We start from the raw sequence: 23124 nt of genomic DNA on the forward strand, positions 1-23124 counted from the left end.
GGTGTGGGTGCCGGGAAACACTGAGGCGTCCCTGCGTGGCAGCGTGCAACGCGCCCGGGGAGGCCAGAACTGGAGAACGTCCGGATGCTCGAAGACGAGCCTATGGGTGGCGAGACCGGCGCAGAGCCGGCCGAGGCCACCACAGCACCCACCCGCCGTACCCGCACGACACGCCGGCGTACCACGGCGGCGGAGAGCGCTCCCGCCGAGGCGCCGGCCACCGACGCCGGCGCGGAGCCGGTCGCGGAGGCCGCCGCCGAGGCGCCGGCCAGGCGCAGCCGTACCCGCCGCAAGGCCGCCGAAACCGGCGAAACCGGCGAGTCTTCCCAGGTAGCGGCAGAACCCACCACTACTCCCACCACCCGACGACGCCGGGCAAAGGCCGCACCGGCCGAGGTGGCGGCCGAACCCACCGCCGGATCCGAACCGGCCCGGATCGAGCCGGAGGCCGGCACCACGCCGGTCGAGGCCGGGGCCCAGCCGGCCGCGGCCGAGCCCACCGGGACCGGCCGCAGCCGGCGGCGCAGGTCCGCCGAGGCCGCCGCCACGCCGCAGCCCGCCGAACCGGCCGCCGAGGCCGAACCGGAGGCCGAGCAGGCGCCAGCGACGGGCCGCAGGCGCCGTGCGCCGGCTGCCGCCTCGGTGCTGTTCATGGCGCCCGAAGCCGCTCCGGAGACCGCCGAGGCGCCGGCCGCCGCCGCTGGTGCGGAAGAGGAGCCCGAGACCGGTCGGACCAGCCGCCGCCGGCGGGGCCGGCGCGGCGAGGCTGCCGCTGAGGCGACCGTCGAGGCCGCCGCGCCCGAGGTCGAGCCGGAAGAGGCTGAGCCGGGCGAAGAAGATGAGGACGAGGAGGCCGCTGGCAAGCACCGCCGCCGCCGTGGTCGCCGGGGCCGGGGTCGGGGCCGTGGCAACGGTGACGAAGCCGCCGAGGCCGAGGAAGACGAGGCCGAGGCCGAGGCTGCGGAGGAAGCCGCCGAGGCCGAGGAGACCGAGGCCGGCGAGACGGTCACCCGCCGCCGCAGGCGCCGCCGCCGGGGAGGTACCGGCGACGGGGAGTCGACCAACGAGGATGGCGTCGTCACCGTCGTCAAGGTGCGCCAGCCGCGCGCCGGGCGCGACGAGGTGCAGGGCGTCAGCGGCTCGACCCGGCTGGAGGCCAAGCGCCAGCGCCGCCGGGACGGTCGGGAGCAGCGCCGTACCCGGCCGCCGGTGCTGTCCGAGTCGGAGTTCCTGGCCCGGCGCGAGTCGGTGGACCGCGCGATGGTGGTCCGGGAGAAGGGCGACCGCACCCAGGTCGCGGTGCTCGAGGACGGCATCCTCGTCGAGCACTACGTGACCCGGGCCAGCGCCGGCTCCATGGTCGGCAACGTCTACCTGGGCAAGGTCCAGAACGTGCTGCCCAGCATGGAGGCCGCGTTCATCGATATCGGCCGGGGCCGCAACGCCGTGCTGTACGCCGGCGAGGTCAACTGGGACGCCACCGGCCTGGAGGGCCGCGCCCGCTCGATCGAGCACGCGCTCAAGTCCGGCGACTCCGTGCTGGTACAGGTGACCAAGGATCCGATCGGCCACAAGGGCGCGCGGCTGACCAGCCACATCGCGCTGTCCGGCCGGCACCTGGTGTACGTGCCGCACGGCAACACGTCCGGGATCAGCCGGAAGCTGCCGGACAACGAGCGCAAGCGGCTGCGTGATGTGCTCAAGTCGCTCGTTCCCGAGGGCGCGGGCGTGATCGTGCGTACCGCCGCCGAGGGAGCGTCCGAGGACGAGCTGTCCCGGGATGTGATCCGGCTGCAGGCACAGTGGGACGACATCCAGGCCAAGGCCGCCGAGGGCGGGGCGCCGGTGCTGCTCTACGAGGAGCCCGACCTGGTCATCCGGGTGGTCCGGGACCTGTTCAACGAGGACTTCCGGGAACTGATCGTCCAGGGCGGCGAAGCCTACGACATGGTGGAGCTGTACCTCAAGCACGTCTCCCCGGACCTGTTGAGCCGGCTGCACCGGTACACCGGCGTCTCCGACGTGTTCGCCGAGCGCCGCATCGACGAGCAGATCCTCAAGGGCCTGGACCGTAAGGTCTTCCTGCCCTCGGGGGGCACCCTGGTCATCGACCGCACCGAGGCGATGACCGTGATCGACGTGAACACCGGCAAGTACACCGGCACCGGCGGAAACCTCGAAGAGACGGTGACCCGCAACAACCTGGAAGCCGCCGAGGAGATCGTCCGCCAGCTGCGGCTGCGCGACCTGGGCGGGATCGTCGTGATCGACTTCATCGACATGGTGCTGGAGTCCAACCGCGAGCTGGTGCTGCGCCGGCTGACCGAGTGCCTGGGCCGGGACCGCACCAAGCACCAGGTCACCGAGATCACCTCACTGGGCCTGGTGCAGATGACCCGCAAGCGCATCGGGTTGGGCCTGCTGGAGGCGTTCAGCGAGACCTGCGAGCACTGCAAGGGTCGCGGCCTGATCATCCACACCGATCCGGTATCGGACAAGAAGCCGGCCGCCAAGGCGACCGCGGCGGTCGCCGCGGCCTCGGAGGTCACCGGTGGCTCCAGCCGGCGGCGTTCCCGCAAGGCTGCCGCGGCGGAGGCTGCCCCCGAGCCGGTGGCCGAAGAGGACGAGCTGGTCGCCACGACCTGGGACCCGGACGAGGAGCCGGCCCTGGCCGCCACGTCGGACCAGGCCGAGAACCCGGACGAGTTCGAGGTGGCCCACGACGAGGACGAGCAGCACGCGGACGGCCGCCGGCGCGGCCGCCGGGGCGGCACCCGCCGCCGGGCCCGGTCCGCGTCCTGACCTGCGTTTTCGCCCCCACGCCGATCCCGCTCCGTAGACTGGCGCGGCAGGGCCCGTCCGGTTGTGCCGGCCGCCGGCCCACTTCCGACCGGTCTGGCTCGGCGCGTCTGCCGCCGCGCTACGACCCAGACCAGTCGTGCGCCAGGCAGGGAGTGACCTGGTGCCGGAGTTGATCAGGTGCTGGGGGTGACCGGGTGCGAATGCGACGTTCCGCTCGCCCGGTGGGTGGCGCGGCGCTCGCCGTCGCCGGCGCCGCGCTTACCTTGATCACCGGGTGCGGCACCGGTGACCAGCGCGCGGGCGGTCCAGCGGGACCCGGCGCGCCGGCTGCCGCGCCGACGGTGACGCCCGCGCCGGCCGCGTCGTCGGCCGATGCGACCACGGCGAACACCCGCCAGGTGTGCGACGCGATCAACTTGGCGGTCGCCCAGGGTGCCACCACGTTCGGCGCCGACCTGGGCTCGATGACCGGGCACCTGGCCGGCGGCAACCGCAGCGCGGCGGATGACGCCAGGAGGTCGGCTCTGCGCGAGCTGACCAGCCTGGCCGGCAAGGTGCGCGCCGTCGCGACGCCGGCCCTGAATCCGGCGGTACGGGCGGCGGCCGAGACCACGGCGGGCAACCTGGATCGGGCCGCAGCCGATCCCGGCCTGCTCGGCGGGGTGAAGACGGCCATCGACGTGGCCCCGGTGCTCAGCCGGATCACCTCGACGGCGAACCCCCTCATGGCGGTTTGTGTTTGAGGGCAGCCGAAGCGGGTCGCGACCCGGTTTGGGAAGCGCGGGCACCATGACGTACTCTTGCCTGCGGCGCACCTTCGTGCGCAATGATGTCGCGTGTTCACCGGACCGACTAGGACCGGCTACCGCGCCAACATGATCTATCCGCCCGCAGCTACGACAGGAGTCCGCGTCTCATGTACGCGATCGTCAAGACCGGCGGCAAGCAGTACAAGGTCGCCGAGGGCGACGTGATCGAGGTCGAGAAGCTCGCGGGCGCCCCTGGCGACGGGGTGTCGCTTTCGGCGGTACTGCTCGTCGACGGCAGCGACCTGGTGACCGACCCGGCGAAGCTCGCCGACGTCGCGGTGACCGGCGAGGTCGTCGCGCAGACCAAGGGTCCGAAGATCCGGATCCACAAGTTCAAGAACAAGACCGGATACCACAAGCGCCAGGGTCACCGCCAGCCGCTGACCCAGGTCAAGGTGACCGGCATCTCGACCGGGAAGTAGGCGTCAACGATGGCTCACAAAAAGGGCGCGTCCAGCTCGCGCAACGGCCGGGACTCCAACGCTCAGCGGTTGGGTGTCAAGCGGTTCGGCGGCCAGCTCGTCAACGCCGGTGAGATCCTGGTCCGTCAGCGCGGCACCAAGTTCCACCCCGGCGAGCTCGTCGGGCGCGGCAAGGATGACACGCTGTTCGCGCTGGCCCACGGCAACGTGCAGTTCGGCATCAAGCGCGGCCGGAAGGTCGTCAACATCGTTCCAGTCGCTGGCTGAGAGCACCGCCCGAGGGCGGGCTGGGACATGGTCCCGGCCCGCCCTCGGCGTTTGTCCCCATTGAACGGAAGTAGGTAGGCAACGTGGCGACGTCATTCGTCGATCGGGTCGTCCTGCACGTGCAGGCCGGCGACGGCGGGCACGGCTGCGTGTCGATCCTGCGGGAGAAGTTCAAGCCGCTCGGCGGCCCGGACGGCGGCAACGGCGGCCACGGCGGGGACGTGACGCTCGTCGTCGACCCGGCGGTACACACCCTGCTCGACTTCCACTTCCGGCCGCACGCCAAGGCACAGAACGGCAAGGGCGGCCAGGGCGGTAACCGGCACGGCGGCAACGGCGGCGACCTGGTGTTGCGGGTACCCGACGGGACCGTGGTGCAGGACGTCCACGGCAACGTCCTGGCCGACCTGGTCGGTGCGGGTACCAGCTTCGCCGCCGCGCATGGCGGCCGGGGCGGGCGGGGCAACGCGGCGCTGGCCAACACCCGGCGCAAGGCTCCCGGCTTCGCCGAACTGGGGGAGCCCGGTGACCGGTCGGACATCGTGCTCGAACTCAAGAGCGTCGCGGACGTCGGGCTGGTTGGCTTCCCGAGTGCCGGCAAGTCTTCACTGATCTCGGTGCTGTCGGCCGCCCGCCCGAAGATCGCCGACTACCCGTTCACCACGCTGGTACCCAACCTGGGCGTCGTGCAGGTCGGCGACGAGACGTTCACGATCGCCGACGTACCGGGCCTGATCCCGGGCGCGGCCAGTGGCAAGGGGCTGGGGCTGGAGTTCCTGCGCCACATCGAGCGCTGTGCCGTGCTCGTGCACGTGGTGGACACCGCCGCCCTGGAGACCGGCCGCGATCCGGTCGGTGACATCGACGCGATCGAGGCCGAGCTGTCGGCGTACGGCGGCCTGGCCGACCGGCCGCGACTGGTGGTGCTCAACAAGATCGACGTACCGGACGGGCGCGACCTCGCCGAGATCGTGCGGCCCGATCTGGCCGCGCGCGGGCTGCGGACCTTCGAGGTCAGCGCGGTGACCCACGAGGGGTTGGCTGAGCTGCGGTACGCGCTGGCCGAGATCGTGCGTGAGCGCCGGGACACGATGCCGGCGCCGGAGCCGACCAGGATCGTGATCCGGCCCATGGCCGTGGACGACAACGGGTTCACGATCGAGCGCGACGAGGACGACGTGTACGTGGTGCACGGGCCGAAGCCGGCGCGCTGGGTACGCCAGACGAACTTCGACAACGACGAGGCGGTCGGGTACCTGGCCGATCGCCTTGCCCGGCTGGGGGTCGAGGATGCCCTGGCCAAGTCCGGCGCCGAGCCGGGCTGCCTGGTACGCATCGGCGACCGCGAGTTCGACTGGCAGCCGACGCACTACGCGGGGCAGGACTACGTCCCGGGTACCCGGGGCACCGACTACCGGCTGGACGAGCCGTCCACCCGGCCAACGGCGGCCCAGCGGCTGGCCGCCCGTAAGGCGCGCCGGCAGCGTCCGGTCGACGAGATCGACGAGCCCGATCGCGCCGGCGCGGTCGACACGGACGGTATCTGACGACGCGCACTGTCCAGGCTTTCGCCCCCGATCGGCAACCAGGGCGAAACGGACTGCCGGTACCATCGCTCTGTGTTGATCGAACCGCGCGACTCCGCCGACCCGCTTGTCCGCCGTTTGGCGCTTGAGCAGCATGCCGAGGTCGCCCCGCTGAAGGGTGAGAGCCACGCGGCGTACCGGCTGCGCACGGGCATCGAGTTCATGGTCGGGTTCGTCGACGTCAGGCCGGTCGGTTGCGGAGCGTTACAGCGGATCGCCCCCGGTGTCGGTGAGGTGCGGTGGATGTACGTCCGGCCGGCGTACCGGGGCCAGGGATTGTCCAAGCTGATCTTGGCGGCGCTGGAGGAGCGCGCGTGTGAACTGGGCCACCACAGTCTGCGACTGGAGACAGGCCGGCTGCTGACCCGGGCGATCAGCCTGTACCGTGCCGCCGGGTTCCGCGCCATCCCGGCCTACGGCGAGTACGCCGGCAACCCGGAAAGCGTCTGCTTCGAGAAGCCGCTGCTGCCGTTGCCGGCCTGATTCGGCCGCGCGGTCTTCGGCGCTGCTTCACCGGCCACTGTCAGGCGAACGTCGCCTCACCGGCCAGGGTCGCCAATGCGCCGCGCCTCGCCGGTCAGGCATCGCCAATGCGCGTCGCCTTGCCGGTCAGGGTCACCAGTTCGCCGAGCACGTCGGCTGCGATGCCGGCCAGGGACCGCGTTTCGCCTTCGCGGATCCAGCGGGTGAACGCGATCCCGAACACCGTCATGCCCGACTGCGCCGCCAGCGTGGCGGCGAGTTCATCGACGCCTCGCGCGCGCAGGGCATCGGCGATCGTCGTGCCGATCGTGGCGAGCTTGTGCAGCTCGCGTTCCTGCAGCGCCGGGTTCTCGTCGATGACGGCTTGGCGGGTGCGGGAGTGGGTCCGGTTCTCGTCGGGGAAGAAGGTCGCCGCGGACTCGAGCCCGGCGGCGACGATCTCGATCGGGGACGCGTCCGGTGGCGCGCCCGCCACGCCGGCGAGGAACGCCTCGACGAGCAACTGCTGCCCGTAGAACAGGACCTCGCGCTTGTCGCTGAAGTGGCGGAAGAAGGTGCGCTCGGTCAGGCCGACCGACTGTGCGATCTCCGTGGCGGTCGTCTGCTCGAACCCGCGGGTGGCGAACAGTTCGAGGGCGGCCTTCTGCAGCCGCTCCGGGGCACCCGGTTCCCAACGCACCATGCCGTCGAGTCTAGTGACGACAGCGACTGAAGTGGGCGATGGCAGCGACTGACCTAAGGGCGTAAGGTATGTCTGTGACTGACGTCAGTCACAGACATCATCTCGCGCTCCGCTCCGTCGCGGAGTGCCGGAAGGAGATCACGCCATGCGCGTTTTCGTCACCGGAGCCTCCGGATGGATCGGCTCCGCCGCAGTCGACGAGCTGCTTGCCGCGGGCCACGAGGTCACCGGGTTGGCCAGGTCCGACGCGTCTGCCGCAGCACTCTCGGCCAAGGGCGCCCAGGTCCTCCGCGGCGACCTGGACGACCTCGACAGCATCCGCGCCGGCGCCCGCGACGCCGAGGCCGTCATCCACCTCGCGAACAAGCACGACTTCTCCAACCGGGCCGCAACGGACACGGCCGAGCGGGGCGCGGTCCAAACCATCGGCGACGTGCTCGCCGGCAGTGGCCGTCCGTTGCTGCTCGCGTCGGGTATCGCCGGGCTCAGCCAGGGCAGGCCGGCCACCGAGGTCGATCCGTCCCCGTTCCACGGCCCGGACTCTCCGCGTGGTGGCACCGAAAACCTCGCGCTGGAGTTCGTCGATCGCGGCGTGCACAGCGTGAGCCTGCGCTTCGCGCCGACCGTGCACGGGACCGGCGACCACGGGTTCATCGGGATGCTCGCCGCGATCGCCCGCGAGAAGGGTGTCTCCGGCTACCCCGGTGAGGGGACCAACCGCTGGGCCGCCGTGCACCGCTCCGACGCCGGTCGCCTGATCACTCTCGCTCTCCAGAAGGCACCAGCGGGCTCCCGCCTGCACGTCATCGCCGAAGAAGGCGTCCCGACCCGCGTGATCGCTGAGGCGATCGGCCGGGCGTGTGATCTGCCCGTCAGGTCTGTGGCCGCCGACGACGTGCAGGACCACTTCGGCTGGCTCGGCGCCTTCTTCGCCATGGAAGGCGCGGCGACCAGCACCGTGACGCGCGAACTGCTCGGCTGGACGCCCACCGGACCGACCCTCATCGAGGACATCGACGCGGGCGCGTACTAAGAGGATTCGGAAGCCCCGTGCGACCCGCCACGGTTGTCCCGTGCCGCCCGCGCGACCGCGCCGGCCCCGCTGGTCATGGCGCGTCGCCACGGCGCCACACCCTCGATCTCGGTGGCGAGTGAGAAGCTGAGGAACGTCCTGATCACGACGATCAGGCCGAGCACGAGCACGTTGCGCAGGGTGGGCGAAACCGCGACGGTACGGACCAGGTCGGCGGCGACCAGGAACTCCAATGCCAGCAGCAGCACGCTGCCGAAGGCTTCTCGCAGCGCGCGGTACCCCCGCCGGCCGCCTTCGGAGCGCCACATGCGAATCGCGATCACGACGGACCACACCAGCCCCACGATGAGCACGAGGGAACCGACGACATCGAATCCCTGCGCCACCCGTTCGGCCAGGTCCGTCAAGTCCAGCATCGCTCCCACCCGGTCCGGTGCGCCGTACCGCGCCTACCGACGCTACCCAACCAGACCGACGAGGGATGAGCAGAGGGCGTATCCGGAGGCCGGATACGCCCTCTGCGCTAGTCGCAGCGGAGAAATCGTCAGTGCGAGGCGGGAACCGCGTCGGCCACCTGCTCGGCGTTGTCGTCCGGGGTGTCCGCGCGCCTGCGCTTGACCAGCACCACCGACAGCGCGGCCAGCGCCATCACGCCGATCGGCAGCCACAGCGTCACCCGCATCGCGTTGGTGAACCCGGTGTCGAACACCGTCTTCCCGATCGCCTTGAGGACCTTCGCGACGTCGGCCGGGGTGCCGTCGGGCACTTTGATCGCGTTCTGGCCGGCGCCGACGTCGAGGTTGCCCGAGGCGTTCTTGAACCCGCTGATGAAACCGCCACGGAACTGCGGAGGCAGCTTGCCGGCGTTGTTCGCGGCGGCCGTTCCCAGCTTGCTGGACAACTGCGCCTGCAGCAGCGCGCCGACGGCCGCCGAACCGACGACACCGCCCAGCTGGCGGGTGGTGTTGATGAGTCCGGACGCGGCGCCGGCCATCCGCGGTTCGATGTTGCGCATCGCGATGGTCTGCAGCGGCGCGAACGTCATGCCCAGGCCGAAGCCAGCCACGATCAGGCCGGGCAGCAGTTCCCAGCGGGACATGCCCAGGTGCGAGGAGGCCACCAGGACGCCCATGCCGCCGGCGAACAGACCGACGCCGAAGAACAGGAGCCACTTGCCGCCGACCCGGTCGGCGAATCGTCCGGCCAGCGGCGCGATGAACATCGAGATGACCGACATGGGGGCGGTGGTCAGGCCGGCCTGCAGCGCGCTGAGCCCGAGGACGGACTGCAGGAAGATGGTCAGCGGCAGGAACAGCCCGAGCATGCCGAAGCTGATCGCGGCGACCACGCCGTTCATGATGGAGAAGTTGCGGTCCCGGAAGATCGAGAACGGGATCAGCGGTTCGCCGTTGCGCTCGATCCACTGCAGGTACATGAACACGGCGAGCATCACCACGCCGACCGCGATGATCTCCACGATCGTGATCGGTCCCCAGACCTTGCCCCAGTCGTGCGACTGGCCCTCGATCAGCCCGAACACGATCAGGAACAGCGCGGCGGTGGACAGCGCGACACCCGGGACGTCCAGCTTGTGCCGGCGGTTGAGCTTCAGGTTCGGCATCACGATCGCGGCCATCACCAGCGCGATGATGCCGACCGGCACGTTGACGAAGAAGATCCAGCGCCAGCCGTAGTCGGTCACCAGCCAGCCGCCGAGCACCGGGCCCGCGACGGTGGCCACGCCGGCCACCGAGCCCCAGATGCCGAACGCGGCCCCGCGCTTCTCCGGCGGGAAGATCATCGTGATCACGGACAGGGTCTGCGGCGTGAGCAGCGCGCCGCCGAAGCCCTGGATCACCCGGAACACGATGAGCTGGGTCGGGTCGTGCGCGAACCCGCACGCCGCCGACGCCGCGGTGAAGATGACCAGGCCGGTCATGAACAGAACCTTGGGGCCGTACAGGTCGCCGATGCGCCCGGCGGTGATCAGCAGTACGGCGTACACGAGGATGTAAGCGTTCAGGATCCACAGCAGGTCGGACAGTTGGGCGTCCAGCCCGGTCGCCAGCGCCGGGATCGCCACGTTCACGATCGTGGTGTCCAGCAGGATCATGAAGAAGCCGAGGCAGAGCGCGATCAGCACCAGCCAGGGGTTGTACCGGCGCTCTTGCTGGGCCGGTGCGGTCATGACGGAGACTCCTTGATCTCGTCGTCGGTCCACGGCAGCGTGCCGGACCGGATCTCGCTGATCAGCTCTCGTACCCACTCGAGTTCCGCCCGACGGGTGGCGTGGCGGAACTCATGGTCGAGCAGGGATGTGCGGGGCAGCCCTCGTTTGGTCAGGCTCGTGTGCACCTGTTCGTCGGCGGCCAGGCGTGCCTCCAGCGCGGTCATCCGGTACTCCAGCAGCCGGACGGCCTCCTCACGGTCCAGAGTGCGCAGCATCTCCACGGCCGTGACGAAGACCGGATATTCCTCCTCCGGGTAGCGCACGAGGTTGCGCAGGTTGTCCAGGTAGGCGTCGTGGCCCACCTCGGTGATCGCGTAGACCGTCCGTTCGGGCCGGCGACCCTCCCGGCCGGTCTCCACCGGCTCGATGAGCGTGAGCTGATGCAGCCGCTCGAACGTGTGGTAGAGCGACCCAGGACGCACCTTGACCGCGTAGTCGATCGCGCGGTCGCGGATGACCTGGTGCACCTCGTACGGATGCATGGGGCGCTCGCGCAGCAGCCGCAGGACGGCGAGGCCCAGCGGCGTCAATGCTCGGTGTGGGTTAGTCCGCATCAGATACTCCGCGTGGAGTATACGGCTCGGGCCGCAACGTGTGTCAATTTCGGTCAGACCGGCAGCAGGCCGAGTGCCGCCCTGGCGCGGCGTACCGTGTCCGACCCCCGATTCCGGGCGCGCTGCGCACCCTCGGCCAGCACCGCGGCGACCCCCGCCGGATCCGCGGCGAGTTCGGCGTAGCGCTGCTGGATCGGGCGCAGCGTCGCGATCACCACGTCGGCGACCGCCTCCTTGAGCTCCGCGTACGACGAGAACAGGCCCGCGAGCACCTGCGGCGAGTCGTTCACGCAGCTGGCCATGAGGTTCAGCAGGTTGGCGACACCCGGCTGCGCCACCGGGTCGTAGCGCACTTCGCGCCCGGCGTCGGTGGTCGCACGCATGATCTTTCGTCGCAACACCTCCGGGGGATCGAGCAGGAACAGCACGCCGGTCGAAGACACATTCGTCTTTCCCATCTTCGCGCTCGGGTCTGACAAATCCATCAACCGTGCGGCGAATGCCGGGAGTACAGGTTTGGGCACCACGAACGTCTGCCCGTACCTGCTGTTGAACCGGATAGCCACGTCCCGGGCCAGTTCGAGGTGCTGGGCCTGGTCCTCGCCGACCGGTACCTCGTCGATGTCGTGCAGCAGGATGTCCGCGGCCATCATCACCGGGTACGTGAGCAGGGACAGCCGTACCTGCTGCTGGGTGGCCGCCTTCTCCTTGAACTGGATCATCCGGTGTGCCTCGCCGTAGCTGGTCGCGCACTCCAGCAGGTAGTGCAGCTCGGCGTGCTCCGGTACCTGCGACTGGATGAAGAACGTGCAGTGCTTCGGGTCGACCCCGGCCGCCAGCAGGAGCGTCGCCACCTCCCGGGTTTTGGAGGCGAGCTGTGCCGGGTCGTGGTCGACCGTCATCGCGTGCAGGTCAGCGATGAAGATCGACATGTCGGTGCGGTACTGGGCCTGCACGGCGGGAGCGATCGCTCCCAGGTAGTTACCGAGCTGCAGGCGGCCGGTCGGCTTGAAACCGGAGATCTGGCGGGACATGTGGGGCTCCTGTGGTCAGGGTGGCCGCCGCTCCGGGCATACGACGACGGCCGCCCGGAGTGGGCGGCCGCGTGTGGATCGGGTACGCGAAAGGGGGGCCGCCCGTCAGGGCGCCCACCAGCCGAGGTTCGGCGACATTCGCATGCGTCCAGACTAACGCAAGCTCGGCGTCAGCCGGACACCCGAGACCAGCCGTCGTCAGTCAGCACGACATGGTCGAGGAAACGCAGCCCGACCGCGTCGGCGGCCTCCTCGATCCGGGTGGTCGCATCGCGGTCGGCGTCGCTGGGCGTGGCGTCGCCCGCCGGATGATTGTGAGCGAGAGCGAACGCCTGACCGTCGCGGCGCAGCACCGAGACGATCACCTCACGGACCGGGACCAGCGAACGCTCCGCCGAGCCCTCGCTGACCACCTCGCAGTGCAGCACGTGGTTGGCGGTGTCGCAGCTGACCACGACGAGGCGCTCACGGGTGCGCCCGCGCAGCATCGGCGCGACGAGGTCCACCAGGTCGAGCGTGCTGCCGATGTGGAGCCGTTTGTCTGTCGAACCGGCCCGGCGGGCCAGCTCGAACGCGGCGACGACGGCGGCCGCCTTCGCCGCGCCGATGCCGGGCAGCGCCGTCAGGTCGGCCGGGTGTGCCCGGGCCAGGGCCGGAATCGAACCGTAGGTCGCCAGCATCCGCTCGGCGAGAGTGTGTGCGCCGGTGCCGCGGCTGCCGCCGGTGCCCAGCACCATGGCCAGCAGTTCCCGATCGGCGAGCGCGGTGGGTCCGAGCGCCGAGAGACGCTCGCGGGGGCGTTGCGTGCGGGGGAGGTCGGCGATGAGCATGTGCGGAGGTTATCGGCGGGGTACGACAGCGACCGAGCGGTCGGCTGGCCACCCGTGCCGGCCGGCTCGGCGTCAGGCGACCCGGCGATGCAGCCACTCGAGCAGGTCGGGCGGAGCGAGCTGGGCGGCACGCGCGTAGTAGCCGGCCAGTTCGTCGTCGCTGAGAATCTCGCGCCCGGCTCCCGAGGTGCCCCGGCGGAAGAAGAAGCCAGGATCGGCCACGACCCCCGGAGGGGGCGGGACGAGTATGTCTTTGCGGTCCCTCATCCGCCGGAACGTGGCCGCCTCGGCGAGTACCGGCCAGGACCGCTCCGGAACGGCTATCCCGAGCCTCCCAGCGAGCCGGCGCATCTGGCCCTCAAGGTCGGTGAGCAGGTCGTCGTAGTGCACCAGCAGCACGTTCGGCTGGTCGCGCCTCGCCCAGGCGTCGGAGAGGTACCGCATGACACCGGACAGCGACTCGCCCGCGATCCATTCGAGCAGTACCTCGTGCAGTTCCTCGCGCGACACGTCCGGCGGCTGCGCCGGAGGCGGCGGCCCGAGAGGCGCCGGCTCGGCAGGCGGTGGCCCGACGGGTGGTGGCCCGACGGGTGGTGGCCCGACGGGTGGTGGCCCGGGAGGTGGTGGGCCAGGAGGACCAGGGGGCCAGGGCGGCGCCGGCGGCCCGGATGATCCGCCCGACCCAGGCGGCGCGGGCGACCACGGCGACCCGGCCGGTGCGGTGAAGCCCGGCGGCCCGGACAGCCCGGGCGGAGGACCGGGAGGCGGGCCGGGCGGCGGTGGGGAGCCGGCCGCGCCGTCCTGGTGGTACAGCGACACGAACGCGTCGAGCGGATGACGGGCCGCCACGATGTAGGTGACCCGCGGATCGGAAGGAATCCCGTCCAGCGGCGTGTGTGTCTTGATGAAGCGTCGGTGCCGCTGCTCGGCAAGCTGGGCGAAGACCAGCTCCCGCGGCACGGCCGGACTCTCCAGCCACGGCGAGAGGTGCCACAGCGGATCCGGCAGCTCCGGGGTCTGGAAGATCAGCAGTGCGCAGATCATCTGCATCCAGGTCGTTCCGGACTTGCGCTGGGTGCTGATCACGATGTCGCCGGGCCGGAAGCGGAAGCCGAGCCATCTGCCGCTGTCCTCGCCGGGCGGTTCCCAGTGGATCGGGGCGGACGCCACGCCGCGAGGCTAGCAGGGGATCGGCCGCCATCGCCGCCCGAAAGGAGGGCAGCGGTACTGGCGGCCGCGTCGTAGCCTGTGGCTGGATCGACGTTCCTGAGGTTGGTTCATCGAACGGGGAAGACCTCTGAATGATTCGTCATGACCCTGCATCGGCGCTTGGCGGTATTGGCTCCCCGGCTGTTGCGGGGGGCGGCACAGCGGTGATCGCTTCCGTGGCGAGCGCGTTTCCGGACCGTTCCTATTCGCAGGAGGAGATCGGGACTCTCCTCGGCCTGGAGAACAGGGTCGTCAAGAAGCTCCTCAGTTCGCCCCACATCCAGCGCAGGCACCTCTACCTCCCGGAGGAAGACCCGCAGACCGGGCGGGTGCGCTCCGAATCCGCGGCCGAGCTGCACGCCAAGTTCCGTGACGGGGCGCGCGAGATCGGGTCACGGGCCATCCGCGCTGCCCTGGACTCCGCCTCGCTGTCGCCGACGGATGTCGACTACCTGCTGTGCGTCACCTCCAGCGGCTTCCTGGTGCCCGGGCTCAGTTCGCTGTTCTCGCGGGAACTCGGTTTCAAGCGCGATCTCGTTCGGGCAGATGTCGTCGGCATGGGCTGCAACGCCGGCCTGAACGGCATGAACCCTCTCGTGCAGTGGGTGAGGAATCATCCGGGCGGGGTGGCGCTTCTGGTCTGCTGCGAAATCAACTCCGCGATCTACGTACTCGACGAGACGCCGCGCACCGGCATCGTCAACAGCCTCTTCGGCGACGGGGCGGCAGCGGCCGTGCTCACCGGGTACCACGGCAACGGCACCGGACCCGCGCCCTCCCCGCGAACCCCGCGCGTGCTCGACTTCGAGAGCTACTGCATCCCGGAACAGTGGGACGCCATGCGGTTCGACTGGAATGCCGCCGCCGGGAAGTGGAGCTTCTATCTCGACCGGGACATCCCGTACGTCATCGGATTCAACATCCGGGAGCCGGTGGAAACGCTGCTCAAGCGAAACGGCCTCGATCTGTCCGAGGTCAGGCACTGGGTGTTGCACTCCGGCGGGGGTGTGGTGATCGACTCCGCCAAAAGCAGTCTGGGCCTGGAGGAGCACGATGTTCGCCACACGCGCTCCGTATTACGCGACTACGGGAACATCTCCAGCGGCAGCTTCCTGGTCAGCCTGCAGCGGCTGCTGGCCGAGGACTGCGCGGCGGCCGGCGACCGGGGCGTCATGGTGACGATGGGCCCGGGCGCTCAGATCGAAACCGCGCTCCTCGAATTCGGGAGCACCTAGCTGCCGACGCGACTCGCGGCAACGCGGACCGGATGACACAACGCACGAGGGTGGGCGGTAGTACCAAGAGGAGGATCGATGTCTGAGACCACCAGTCCGAGTTCATCGCGGAGTTCACCCCATACCGGCACCGTCCTCCCGCAAGGCCGGCCATTCTGGATCGTGGACGGCAAGGCGTACGACTTCACCGACTGGATGAGCCTGCATCCCGGTGGTGCGATGTGGTTCAGGCAGACCGAAGGCCGCGACATCAGCGCCCTCCTGCACACCTACCACCGGGAGCCGGAGAAGGCGAAGAGGTTCCTCGCGAAGTACGAGATCGAAGAACTATCCGGGATCACGGTACGGCCGAAGGTCATCGTCCCGCCGCGCGCCAGCGAGGGCGTACCACCGCCGCCCGACGAACCCCCGCCGACCAGCGAGCACGACGTGCTGCCCAAGCTCGGCATCCCGCCGTTCCTGCTGGCCCCGGACTTCGACGCGCGCACGGACCTGCCGAAACTGGACTACCGCGAGCAGGGCAGCCTGCTCGCCGAGATCCGCGAGAAGCTCAACGTCAGGTTCTCCAAGAAGGACCTGAAGAAATACGATCGCGCGTTCGACGCGGTGACCTGGGCCATCGGCGTCGCGCACGTCGCCGCGCTGGCACTGCTGATCGCGCACCTGCTACCCGCTTGGGCGTTCGTCGTCATCATGGTCGTGACGCGGACGTCGCTTGCCGGTTCGGGGCACTACCACCTGCACCGCAAGTGGAAAGACCAGCGCCGCTTCACCATGCCGATCGGCAAGGCGCTGTTCGACATCAACTACGTCGGCACGAGCCTCATCGGATCCGACGGGCACGTCCTGCTGCACCATCCCTATCTCGGCTCCGGCGCCGACGTGAAGAAGACGTTCTTCGACAGCATGCTCCGGCTGCACCCGATCCTGCGGGTGCCGGGCTACACACTGCACAAGTTCGGCATCTGCCTGACGGGCCTGGCCTTCCGAGCAAGGGAGATCGCCAGATTTGAGCGTCCCCGGCGCAACACGCCCGATGGCAGGAACTCGGCTCCGGACGCGATCCGGACGGATTTCTGGATCATCCGCGCGTGGATCGTGGTCGAGTTCGCCGCGTGTCTGGGCACGGGGCACATCCTGGCCTGGGCGGTGCAGTTCTTCATCACCTTGTGGTTCAACACCTTCCTCGTCGTCGCGAGCCACGACTTCGAGGAGTCGGTCACCGAGCAGGAGCTCGCCGCGATCCCCGAGCCACTGCGTGAGGACTGGGCGGCCCAGCAGATCGGCCTGAGCTACGACCTGAGCGTGGTCGGCAACCGCTGGATCGATCTGTTCCTCAGCGCCGGCCTCAGCCCGCACCGCGTCCATCACGTGCTGCCGTGGCAGGGCTCCGGGTTCGCCAACCTCGCCAGTGAGGAAACGGTCAGGCAGGCGTGCGAACGGGTCGGCATCACCTGGGAACGCCCCCGAAACCTGATTTTCGGGCGGTTCCCGGCCGTGATGAAGCACTACCTGCTGTGCCCCGCGAGGCCAGCACCGCCCCCGCCGCCCGATTTCCTCCCGAGCCTGCTCCCGCCCCCACCTCCGCCGGGCGCACTCCCGCCGCCCCCGTCGTCGGTCAAGCAACAGGTCGGCGTGCTCCTGAGCTACGCGGCCGACGGCTGGCGAGGAGTCGGAGTCTGATCGGGGAAGGATCGAGCGGGGTCAGTCCGTTGCCCCGGAGCCGCCCAGCCACACGGCGAGCACGTCGACGTCCAGGGGCGTGGTGCGCGGTCCTCGCGGCTGGAACGTGAGGTACCCGACCTGCCCCTGGACGGTGAGCTGATCCGGTACGCCGTCGGCCACCGTCTGCGGCAGTTTGGCATGCCACTGCTCGGTACCCGACGCGTCCAGCAGCGAGATGCCCTGATCGTCCACCGCGACCGTCGAGCGCCCGTCCGCTGAGGTGGCCAGCCGCGCGTTGCGCAGATTCTTCTGCCAGGCCGGCGCACCCGACGCGAGAACGCGTGCGGTCAGCGTGTCCCCGGCCACCACCAGCAGGTCGCCGGCGATCTCGATGCCGGACACCGGCGTGGACCCCGCGTCCTTCCAGACCAGCGTGCCGTCCGCGACCCGAAGCACCTGGATCGACTGCGCGTTGCGCAGCGCCAGCAGCTCCTTGCCGAGCCGCAGTTCGCTGCGATCCCAGGCGGCATCCGGCGGCGGGAACCCGTGATCGCCGCTCGGCGGCGGGCCGTTGAACGAACCGTCGGGTGGCGGGGGCGGGAAGCCGGACGGCGGGGGCCCGTAGCCCGGTGGCGGCTGCTGTTGGGTGGGCATCGCCGGCAGGTCGTACGGGAGGGACCACCGGGGCGTCGCGCCGGTACCGGTGTCGTACGCGCTGACCCGTACCGTCGAGCCGGACCGGTCGGCCGCGACCAGCCGGGTACCGGTGGTGGCCAGGGCAGCGAACGACGGCTGCTCGGTACCCGACGAGTGAGCCGCGGCGCGCCACAGTTGCCGGCCGGTGCGGTCGATCGCGACCGTGGTGCCGCTCAGGTCCAGGAACGCGCGGTCGGGCAGCAGCGCCACCTGCCGGATGCGCACCCGGTCCGGGTCCACCCCGCGTACGGTCGCCTCCGCGCCGGCGAGGTCGAGGGCGGAGAACCGGGGCCGTCCGGTACCGCTGTCTAGCAGCCACACCCGCTGCGCGTCGTTGACCAGTACCCCGTCGCCCCATAGCCGCACGTCGAACGGCCCGCCGGCAATGCCCGCCGTCCACCGCCGGTCATTGCCCGGGCCCACCGCCACCACGCTCGAGGACGACGATGTGACGGCCCACCGGGTCGGGTCGACGGCGATCCGCGCGGTCACCGCCCAACTGCCCTCCTCCGGCGGGGCCGACGGCGGCGTGGCGCCGGATCGCAGCTGCCACAGCACCGAACCGGGCGCCCGCGTGCCGTCCCCGGAACCGGCGGAGGCGTGCGGCGCCCGGCCGGACAGCGCGGCGAACAGCGCCGCCGTCCCGCCGCCCAGGACCACCGCGCCGAGCGCCCCGCCCAGCGCGATCACCCGGCGGCGGGGTAGCCGGACCGTGGTCGGCGCCGGCGCGGCCGGACGGGGTGGGCCGGTGGAGCGGTACCAGCCGGGCCGGGGCGCGCCCAGCTCCGGCATCGTGGACAGCACCCGGGTCAGCTCGGCCGCGCTGGGCCGGTCCCGTGCCTTGCGGTTGACGCACCAGGCGACCACCCGCCGTACCTCGGCCGGCACGGTCGACAGGTCGAAGCGGCCGGCGGTCATCTGGAGTACCTGCTCGTACATGTTCTCGCCGTCGGCCAGGCGGCGACCGGTGGCGGCGAACGCGAGCGTGGCACCCAACGAGAACACGTCGGCGGGCGGGGCGGCCTCGGCGCCGCGCAGTCGTTCGGGCGCCATGTACGACGGGGTACCCACCAGGCTCGTGGTCATCCGGGTGGAGTCCGGGCTCTGCGCGATGCCGAAGTCGATGATGTGTGGGCCGGCGTCATCCAGCAGCACGTTGCCCGGCTTGAGGTCGCGGTGCACCAGGTCGGCGCGGTGGATCGAGGCCAGCGCCTCGGCGAGCCCGGCGGCCAGGGTGAGCACCGCCTCGGGGGAAAGCGGGCCGTGCTCGCCCACCCACTGCTCCAGGCTCGGACCGTCGATGTACGTGGTGGCCAGCCACGGCGCCTCGGCCTCCGGGTCGGCGTCGACCACCGGCGCGGTGAACAGCGGGTTGACCGCCCGGACGGCGGCGACCTCATGGGCGAACCGGCGCCGGAACACCGGGTTGTCGGCCAGGTCGGCGCGGATCACCTTGATGGCAAGCCGCCGGCCGGTCGCGGACTGCGCCAGGTAGACCCGGCCCATCCCACCGCTGCCCAGCACGCCGAGAAGCCGGTAGGACGCGATGGCCGTGGGATCGGCGGCGCCAAGCGGCTTCATGGTTACTCTCACGGGAGTCTTCGGACGGTCCCCGGCAGCGTATCGACCAACGCAACTGGGGAGATCACGACAACGTGTCGACTTTCCTGCCTTGTCGGGCAGGTTGACCGGCCCGCACGGTGTGCGGTGCCGGGACATCGGGGGTGAACACCGATGGCAGTATGGTCGGCATGCCGAGCCTGACCAGCGCCGAGGCGACCCGTCGAGCGGCCCTTCTGCGTGTCGATTCGTACCATGTGGAGCTGGATCTGACCCGCGGCGACGAGGTGTTCGGCTCGACCACGACGATCCGGTTCCGGGCGCAGTCGCCCGAAGTCACCTTCGTCGACGTCACACCGCGGACCCTGCACGCCGCGACGCTGAACGGCGTGCCGCTGGATGTGGCCGGGTTCGACGGCGACCGGCTGGCGCTGCGCGAGCCCTCGGCCGAGAACGTCCTGGTGATCGAGGCGACCATGGCCTACACGCGGTCCGGTACCGGGCTGCACCGGTTCGTCGACCCGGCCGACGGCCAGGCGTACCTGTACGCCGGGATGTTCGTCGACAACGCGCCGGCCGTGTTCGCCTGCTTCGACCAGCCCGATCTCAAGGCACCGCTGACCCTCACGGTCACCGCCGATCCACAGTGGACGGTGGTGGCCAACGGCGCCGGGCGGCAGACCGCGCCGGGCCGGTGGGAGTTCACCGAGACCGCCCCGCTGGCCACCTACTTCGTCGGGCTGGCCGCGGGCCCCTACCACGGCGTGCACTCCGAGCACGACGGCGTACCGATGAGCCTGTACGCGCGGCGCAGCCTCGCCGAACACCTGGACCGGGACGCGCCGGAGATCTTCGAGATCACCCGGGCCTGCCTGGACCGGTACCACGAGATGTTCGCCGTGCGGTACCCGTTCGGCAAGTACGACCAGGTCTTCGCGCCCGAGTTCACCATGGGCGCGATGGAGAACCCGGGCATCGTGACGTTCCGCGACGAGTACGTCTTCCGGTCGGCGGCCACCGAGGCGCAGCACGAGCGGCGGGCCGCCGTGATCGCGCACGAGATGGCGCACATGTGGTTCGGCGACCTGGTCACCCTGCGCTGGTGGGACGACGTGTGGCTGAACGAGTCGTTCGCCGAGTACATGGGCAGCCGGGTGATCGCCGAGGCGACCCCGTACACCGACGCCTGGACCAGCTTCGCCACCGGGCGCAAGGCGTGGGGGTACGCCGCCGATCAGCGACCGTCCACCCACCCGGTGGTCGGCGAGGTGCCGGACACCGCGTCGACGCTGCTGCTGTTCGACGGGATCTGCTACGCCAAGGGCGCCTCGGTGCTGCGCCAACTGGTCGCCTGGCTGGGCGACGAGGCGTTCCTGGCCGGCCTGCGCGACTACTTCGCGCGGCACCGGCACGGCAATGCCACGCTGGCCGACCTGCTCGCCGCGCTGGGCCGGGCCAGCGGTCGCGACCTGAGCGCCTGGGCGCGGCTGTGGCTGACCACGTCCGGGGTCAACACGCTGAGCCTGGACGGCGGCGTGATCGTCCAGGACGGCACGCCCAGCCGGCCGCACCGCATCGGCGTCGGCCGCTACGACCGGTCGGGGGCGCGGCTGGACCGGATCGAGGTGGACATCGACGGTCCCGGTACCGCCATCGAGCTGGCGCCCGCGGACCTGGTCCTGCTCAACGACGGCGACCTGAGCTACGCCAAGATCCGGCTCACCGACTGGCCGGCGGTGATCGACCTGCTGCCCAGGATCACCGACTCGCTGACCCGGGCGTTGTTGTGGCAGGCGGTCTGGGGTGCGGTGCGCGACGCGGTCCTGCCCGCCGGGTTCTACCTGCGGCTGGTTGCCGCCGGACTGCCCGCCGAGACGCGGGTGACGGTGGTGGAGCACGTGCTCGACAATGCGTGGCACGCGGCCACCCAGTACCTGCCGGCGTCCGGGCGGGTCGACGCGCTGGCGGGCATCTACGAGGTCTGCCGGTCGATGCTGACCCGCGATCCCGAGCGCCGGTTGGCGTTCGCCCAGGGTGCGGCCCGCTTCGCCCCGCCGGGGGACTCCGCCGTGGTCGCCACGCTGCGCGGCTGGCTCGCCGTGGAGCGAACCGATTTCGGGGTACCGGTCGATCCCGAACTGCGCTGGCAGATCGCGTACCGGCTGGCCGCACTCGGCGAGCTGGACGCCGCGGACATCGACGCGGAGTACGAGCGGGATCACAGCGGCACCGGTGCCGAACAGGCGGCCCGCTGCCGGGCGGCCCGCCCCGACCCGGACGCGAAGGCGGCCGCCTGGCAGACGGTCGTGGCGGACGAAACGCTGTCCCAGCGGCTGCTCTTCGCCAGCGCGGACGGCTTCTGGCAACCCGGCCAGGAGGCGCTGACGCAGACCTACATCGGCCGGTACGCCGGGCAGATGCCCGAAATGGCGACCCGGCGTCACCCCCAGGTGGTCAGCAGGCTCGCCGATTTGGCGTACCCCCGCTACGCGGTGGCACCAGAGACACTGGACACGATGCGACGTCTGCTCACCCGCGACGACCTGACCCCGATGTTGCGGCGGGCGGTCGTCGACGCCACCGACGAACTGGCCCGCTCGCTCGCGTCCCGGGGGCGGTAACCCGTGCGCCAGGGCCGGGCAGCGCGGATCGTGACTGGAGGAGGTGCATCGTGATTTTCGATCCGGCCGAGACGATGTCGGTGGACGAGCGCGGCGCGCTACAGACCCGGCGGCTGCGTGCGCTGGTCGACCGGCTGCTGGCCGACGGTGGGCGGCAGGCGGGACTGCTGCGCGAGGCGGGTGTCGAGCGCGGCGGCGAGCTGACCCTCGACGACCTGCCCGGGCTGCCGACGGTGAGCAAGCCGGACCTGTGGGACGCGTACCCGTTCGGGATGCTCGCGGTACCGCTGGAGGACTGCGTGACCGTGCACGGCTCGTCGGGTACCAGCGGGCGGCCCACCCTCGTCCCTTACACGGCACACGACCTGGACCTGTGGGCGCACGTGATGGCGCGCGGGCTGGCCGGCGCTGGCGCCACCCGCGCCTCGATCGTGCACAACGCCTACGGGTACGGCCTGTTCACCGGCGGTCTCGGCGTCGACCACGGAGCCCGTGCGCTGGGTGCCACGGTGATCCCGATGTCCAGCGGCAACACCGCCCGGCAGCTGCGGCTGATCCAGGATCTGCGCCCGGACGTGTTGACCTGCACCCCGTCGTACGCGATCTACCTCGCCGAGGCGGCCCGCGCCGAGGACATCGACCCGACCACCCTGGGCATCCGGGTCGGCGTCCACGGGGCGGAGCCGTGGACCGAGGCCATGCGCGAGCAGATCGAGCTGCTGCTGGGCATCCGGGCGCTGGACATCTACGGGCTGTCCGAGGTGATCGGGCCCGGGGTGGCCTGCGAGAGCCTGGACTCGGGCGGTTGGCTGCACGTACAGGAGGATCACTTCTTCGTCGAGGCGCTCGACCCGGCGACCGGCCTGCCGGTACCCGAGGGGGAGTTGGGCGAGCTGACGTTCACCACGTTCACCAAGGAGGCGTTCCCGCTGCTGCGCTACCGCACCGGCGACCTGGCGCGGCTGTCGCGCAAGCCGTCGCCGGACGGCCGCACCACGGTGAAGATGAGCAAGGTGGTCGGCCGCAGCGACGACATGCTGGTGATCCGCGGGGTCAACGTGTACCCCAGCGAGGTGGAGGCGGTGGTGCTCGCCGACGCCGGGGTCGGGCCGCAGTACGCGATCGTGGTCGACGCCCGCGCGACGCTGCCCCGCCTGGTGGTCTGCTGCGAACCCTCGGCGCCCGGGGTGGACGGGCTCGAGGTCGGTGCCCGGCTGCACGGGGCGCTGGCCCGCCGGTTGGGGCTCGGCTGCGAGGTCCGGGTCGTGGAGCCGGGCACGTTGCCGCGTACCGAGGTCGGCAAGGCCCGCCGGGTCATCCGCTGGGACGCGGGTCCCGCGCCGCTGCCCGGGGTGGAGTAGCCCCGGCTCTTGGCTGGCCCACCCGCGGATGGGCCAGCCAAGTGA

At 70.9% G+C, this 23124-nt stretch carries 19 protein-coding genes; 11 read left to right on the plus strand and 8 right to left on the minus strand.

The genetic code is table 11. The features are described 5' to 3' along the window. Nucleotides 1-69 precede the first annotated feature (69 nt). The 6 genes from Raf01_RS40295 (at nucleotide 70) to Raf01_RS40320 (ending at nucleotide 6369) form a co-directional block, all read left to right on the plus strand. A complete protein-coding gene (locus tag Raf01_RS40295) occupies nucleotides 70-2802 on the plus strand; it encodes an Rne/Rng family ribonuclease (protein ID WP_373319734.1) in 2733 nt (910 codons plus the stop codon). 200 nt (nucleotides 2803-3002) lie between these two features. Then, nucleotides 3003-3545 carry a hypothetical protein gene (locus Raf01_RS40300; protein WP_203923393.1) on the plus strand — a complete coding sequence of 181 codons (543 nt, stop codon included), beginning with the start codon at nucleotides 3003-3005 and terminating at the stop codon, nucleotides 3543-3545. Nucleotides 3546-3718: 173 nt separating this feature from the next. Further along, nucleotides 3719-4033 carry a 50S ribosomal protein L21 gene (gene rplU / locus Raf01_RS40305; RefSeq protein ID WP_203923394.1) on the plus strand — a complete coding sequence of 105 codons (315 nt, stop codon included), beginning with the start codon at nucleotides 3719-3721 and terminating at the stop codon, nucleotides 4031-4033. A gap of 9 nt (nucleotides 4034-4042) precedes the next feature. Then, a complete protein-coding gene (gene rpmA / locus Raf01_RS40310) occupies nucleotides 4043-4300 on the plus strand; it encodes a 50S ribosomal protein L27 (RefSeq protein WP_203923395.1) in 258 nt (85 codons plus the stop codon). A gap of 83 nt (nucleotides 4301-4383) precedes the next feature. After that, on the plus strand, nucleotides 4384-5847 hold the full coding sequence (obgE, locus tag Raf01_RS40315) for a GTPase ObgE (protein ID WP_203923396.1): 1464 nt from the start codon (nucleotides 4384-4386) through the stop codon (nucleotides 5845-5847). Nucleotides 5848-5919: 72 nt separating this feature from the next. Continuing rightward, on the plus strand, nucleotides 5920-6369 hold the full coding sequence (locus tag Raf01_RS40320) for a GNAT family N-acetyltransferase (RefSeq protein ID WP_203923397.1): 450 nt from the start codon (nucleotides 5920-5922) through the stop codon (nucleotides 6367-6369). 94 nt (nucleotides 6370-6463) lie between these two features. On the opposite strand, the gene Raf01_RS40325 is transcribed toward Raf01_RS40320, so the two are convergent. Then, on the minus strand, nucleotides 6464-7051 hold the full coding sequence (locus Raf01_RS40325) for a TetR family transcriptional regulator (RefSeq protein WP_203923398.1): 588 nt from the start codon (nucleotides 7049-7051) through the stop codon (nucleotides 6464-6466). A 145-nt stretch (nucleotides 7052-7196) separates the two neighbouring features. Between Raf01_RS40325 and Raf01_RS40330 the strand changes: the two genes are divergently transcribed. After that, nucleotides 7197-8084 carry an SDR family oxidoreductase gene (locus Raf01_RS40330; RefSeq protein ID WP_203923399.1) on the plus strand — a complete coding sequence of 296 codons (888 nt, stop codon included), beginning with the start codon at nucleotides 7197-7199 and terminating at the stop codon, nucleotides 8082-8084. On the opposite strand, the gene Raf01_RS40335 is transcribed toward Raf01_RS40330, so the two are convergent. The 6 genes from Raf01_RS40335 to Raf01_RS40360 form a co-directional block, all read right to left on the minus strand. Then, the gene (locus Raf01_RS40335; RefSeq protein ID WP_203923400.1) at nucleotides 8081-8500 is read right to left on the minus strand and encodes a DUF1622 domain-containing protein; all 420 of its coding nucleotides are present in this window, start codon (nucleotides 8498-8500) and stop codon (nucleotides 8081-8083) included. The two genes, Raf01_RS40330 and Raf01_RS40335, sit on opposite strands and share 4 nt — an antisense overlap. A 128-nt stretch (nucleotides 8501-8628) precedes the next feature. Then, complete coding sequence (locus tag Raf01_RS40340) at nucleotides 8629-10272, minus strand: DHA2 family efflux MFS transporter permease subunit (RefSeq protein ID WP_203923401.1); 1644 nt, start codon at nucleotides 10270-10272, stop codon at nucleotides 8629-8631. Then, nucleotides 10269-10868: a PadR family transcriptional regulator gene (locus tag Raf01_RS40345; protein WP_203923402.1), complete on the minus strand. Its 600-nt coding sequence runs from the start codon at nucleotides 10866-10868 to the stop codon at nucleotides 10269-10271. Before Raf01_RS40345 ends, Raf01_RS40340 begins: the two co-directional genes overlap by 4 nt. 53 nt (nucleotides 10869-10921) lie before the next feature. Next, a complete protein-coding gene (trpS, locus tag Raf01_RS40350; protein WP_203923403.1) occupies nucleotides 10922-11902 on the minus strand; it encodes a tryptophan--tRNA ligase in 981 nt (326 codons plus the stop codon). Nucleotides 11903-12072: 170 nt separating this feature from the next. After that, a complete protein-coding gene (locus Raf01_RS40355) occupies nucleotides 12073-12732 on the minus strand; it encodes a JAB domain-containing protein (RefSeq protein WP_203923404.1) in 660 nt (219 codons plus the stop codon). 72 nt (nucleotides 12733-12804) lie between these two features. Continuing rightward, a complete protein-coding gene (locus tag Raf01_RS40360) occupies nucleotides 12805-13902 on the minus strand; it encodes a sulfotransferase domain-containing protein (RefSeq protein WP_203923405.1) in 1098 nt (365 codons plus the stop codon). Nucleotides 13903-14033: 131 nt separating this feature from the next. Here Raf01_RS40360 and Raf01_RS40365 point away from each other — a divergent pair, with 131 nt between their 5' ends. Together Raf01_RS40365 and Raf01_RS40370 are read left to right on the plus strand one after the other, a co-directional pair. Beyond that, nucleotides 14034-15176, plus strand: coding sequence for a type III polyketide synthase (locus Raf01_RS40365; RefSeq protein ID WP_203923406.1), 1143 nt, complete (start codon nucleotides 14034-14036; stop codon nucleotides 15174-15176). A 78-nt stretch (nucleotides 15177-15254) separates the two neighbouring features. Next, nucleotides 15255-16859, plus strand: a complete 1605-nt coding sequence (locus Raf01_RS40370) for a cytochrome b5-like heme/steroid binding domain-containing protein (protein ID WP_203923407.1) — start codon at nucleotides 15255-15257, stop codon at nucleotides 16857-16859. Nucleotides 16860-16880: 21 nt separating this feature from the next. Here Raf01_RS40370 and Raf01_RS40375 read toward each other — a convergent pair whose 3' ends face one another. Then, nucleotides 16881-19118: a serine/threonine protein kinase gene (locus Raf01_RS40375; RefSeq protein ID WP_203923408.1), complete on the minus strand. Its 2238-nt coding sequence runs from the start codon at nucleotides 19116-19118 to the stop codon at nucleotides 16881-16883. 170 nt (nucleotides 19119-19288) lie between these two features. On the opposite strand from Raf01_RS40375, the gene pepN reads away from it, so the two are divergent. Beyond that, nucleotides 19289-21718 carry an aminopeptidase N gene (pepN, locus tag Raf01_RS40380; protein ID WP_203923409.1) on the plus strand — a complete coding sequence of 810 codons (2430 nt, stop codon included), beginning with the start codon at nucleotides 19289-19291 and terminating at the stop codon, nucleotides 21716-21718. Between the two features lie 50 nt (nucleotides 21719-21768). Then, nucleotides 21769-23079 (plus strand): phenylacetate--CoA ligase family protein, encoded by a 1311-nt coding sequence (locus tag Raf01_RS40385; protein WP_203923410.1) that lies wholly within the window; start codon nucleotides 21769-21771, stop codon nucleotides 23077-23079. Nucleotides 23080-23124 lie beyond the last annotated feature (45 nt).

The organism is Rugosimonospora africana (genome assembly GCF_016862975.1).
GTDB classification, from domain to species: domain Bacteria; phylum Actinomycetota; class Actinomycetes; order Mycobacteriales; family Micromonosporaceae; genus Rugosimonospora; species Rugosimonospora africana.

Coding starts and splice junctions, on each gene's coding strand:
- Raf01_RS40300 (WP_203923393.1), top strand. CDS start 3,003: ATGCGACGTTCCGCTCGCCCGGTGGGTGGCGCGGCGCTCGCCGTCGCC.
- rplU (WP_203923394.1), top strand. CDS start 3,719: ATGTACGCGATCGTCAAGACCGGCGGCAAGCAGTACAAGGTCGCCGAG.
- rpmA (WP_203923395.1), top strand. CDS start 4,043: ATGGCTCACAAAAAGGGCGCGTCCAGCTCGCGCAACGGCCGGGACTCC.
- Raf01_RS40325 (WP_203923398.1), bottom strand. CDS start 7,051: ATGGTGCGTTGGGAACCGGGTGCCCCGGAGCGGCTGCAGAAGGCCGCC.
- Raf01_RS40330 (WP_203923399.1), top strand. CDS start 7,197: ATGCGCGTTTTCGTCACCGGAGCCTCCGGATGGATCGGCTCCGCCGCA.
- Raf01_RS40335 (WP_203923400.1), bottom strand. CDS start 8,500: ATGCTGGACTTGACGGACCTGGCCGAACGGGTGGCGCAGGGATTCGAT.
- Raf01_RS40340 (WP_203923401.1), bottom strand. CDS start 10,272: ATGACCGCACCGGCCCAGCAAGAGCGCCGGTACAACCCCTGGCTGGTG.
- Raf01_RS40345 (WP_203923402.1), bottom strand. CDS start 10,868: ATGCGGACTAACCCACACCGAGCATTGACGCCGCTGGGCCTCGCCGTC.
- trpS (WP_203923403.1), bottom strand. CDS start 11,902: ATGTCCCGCCAGATCTCCGGTTTCAAGCCGACCGGCCGCCTGCAGCTC.
- Raf01_RS40355 (WP_203923404.1), bottom strand. CDS start 12,732: ATGCTCATCGCCGACCTCCCCCGCACGCAACGCCCCCGCGAGCGTCTC.
- Raf01_RS40365 (WP_203923406.1), top strand. CDS start 14,034: ATGATTCGTCATGACCCTGCATCGGCGCTTGGCGGTATTGGCTCCCCG.
- Raf01_RS40370 (WP_203923407.1), top strand. CDS start 15,255: ATGTCTGAGACCACCAGTCCGAGTTCATCGCGGAGTTCACCCCATACC.
- Raf01_RS40375 (WP_203923408.1), bottom strand. CDS start 19,118: ATGAAGCCGCTTGGCGCCGCCGATCCCACGGCCATCGCGTCCTACCGG.
- pepN (WP_203923409.1), top strand. CDS start 19,289: ATGCCGAGCCTGACCAGCGCCGAGGCGACCCGTCGAGCGGCCCTTCTG.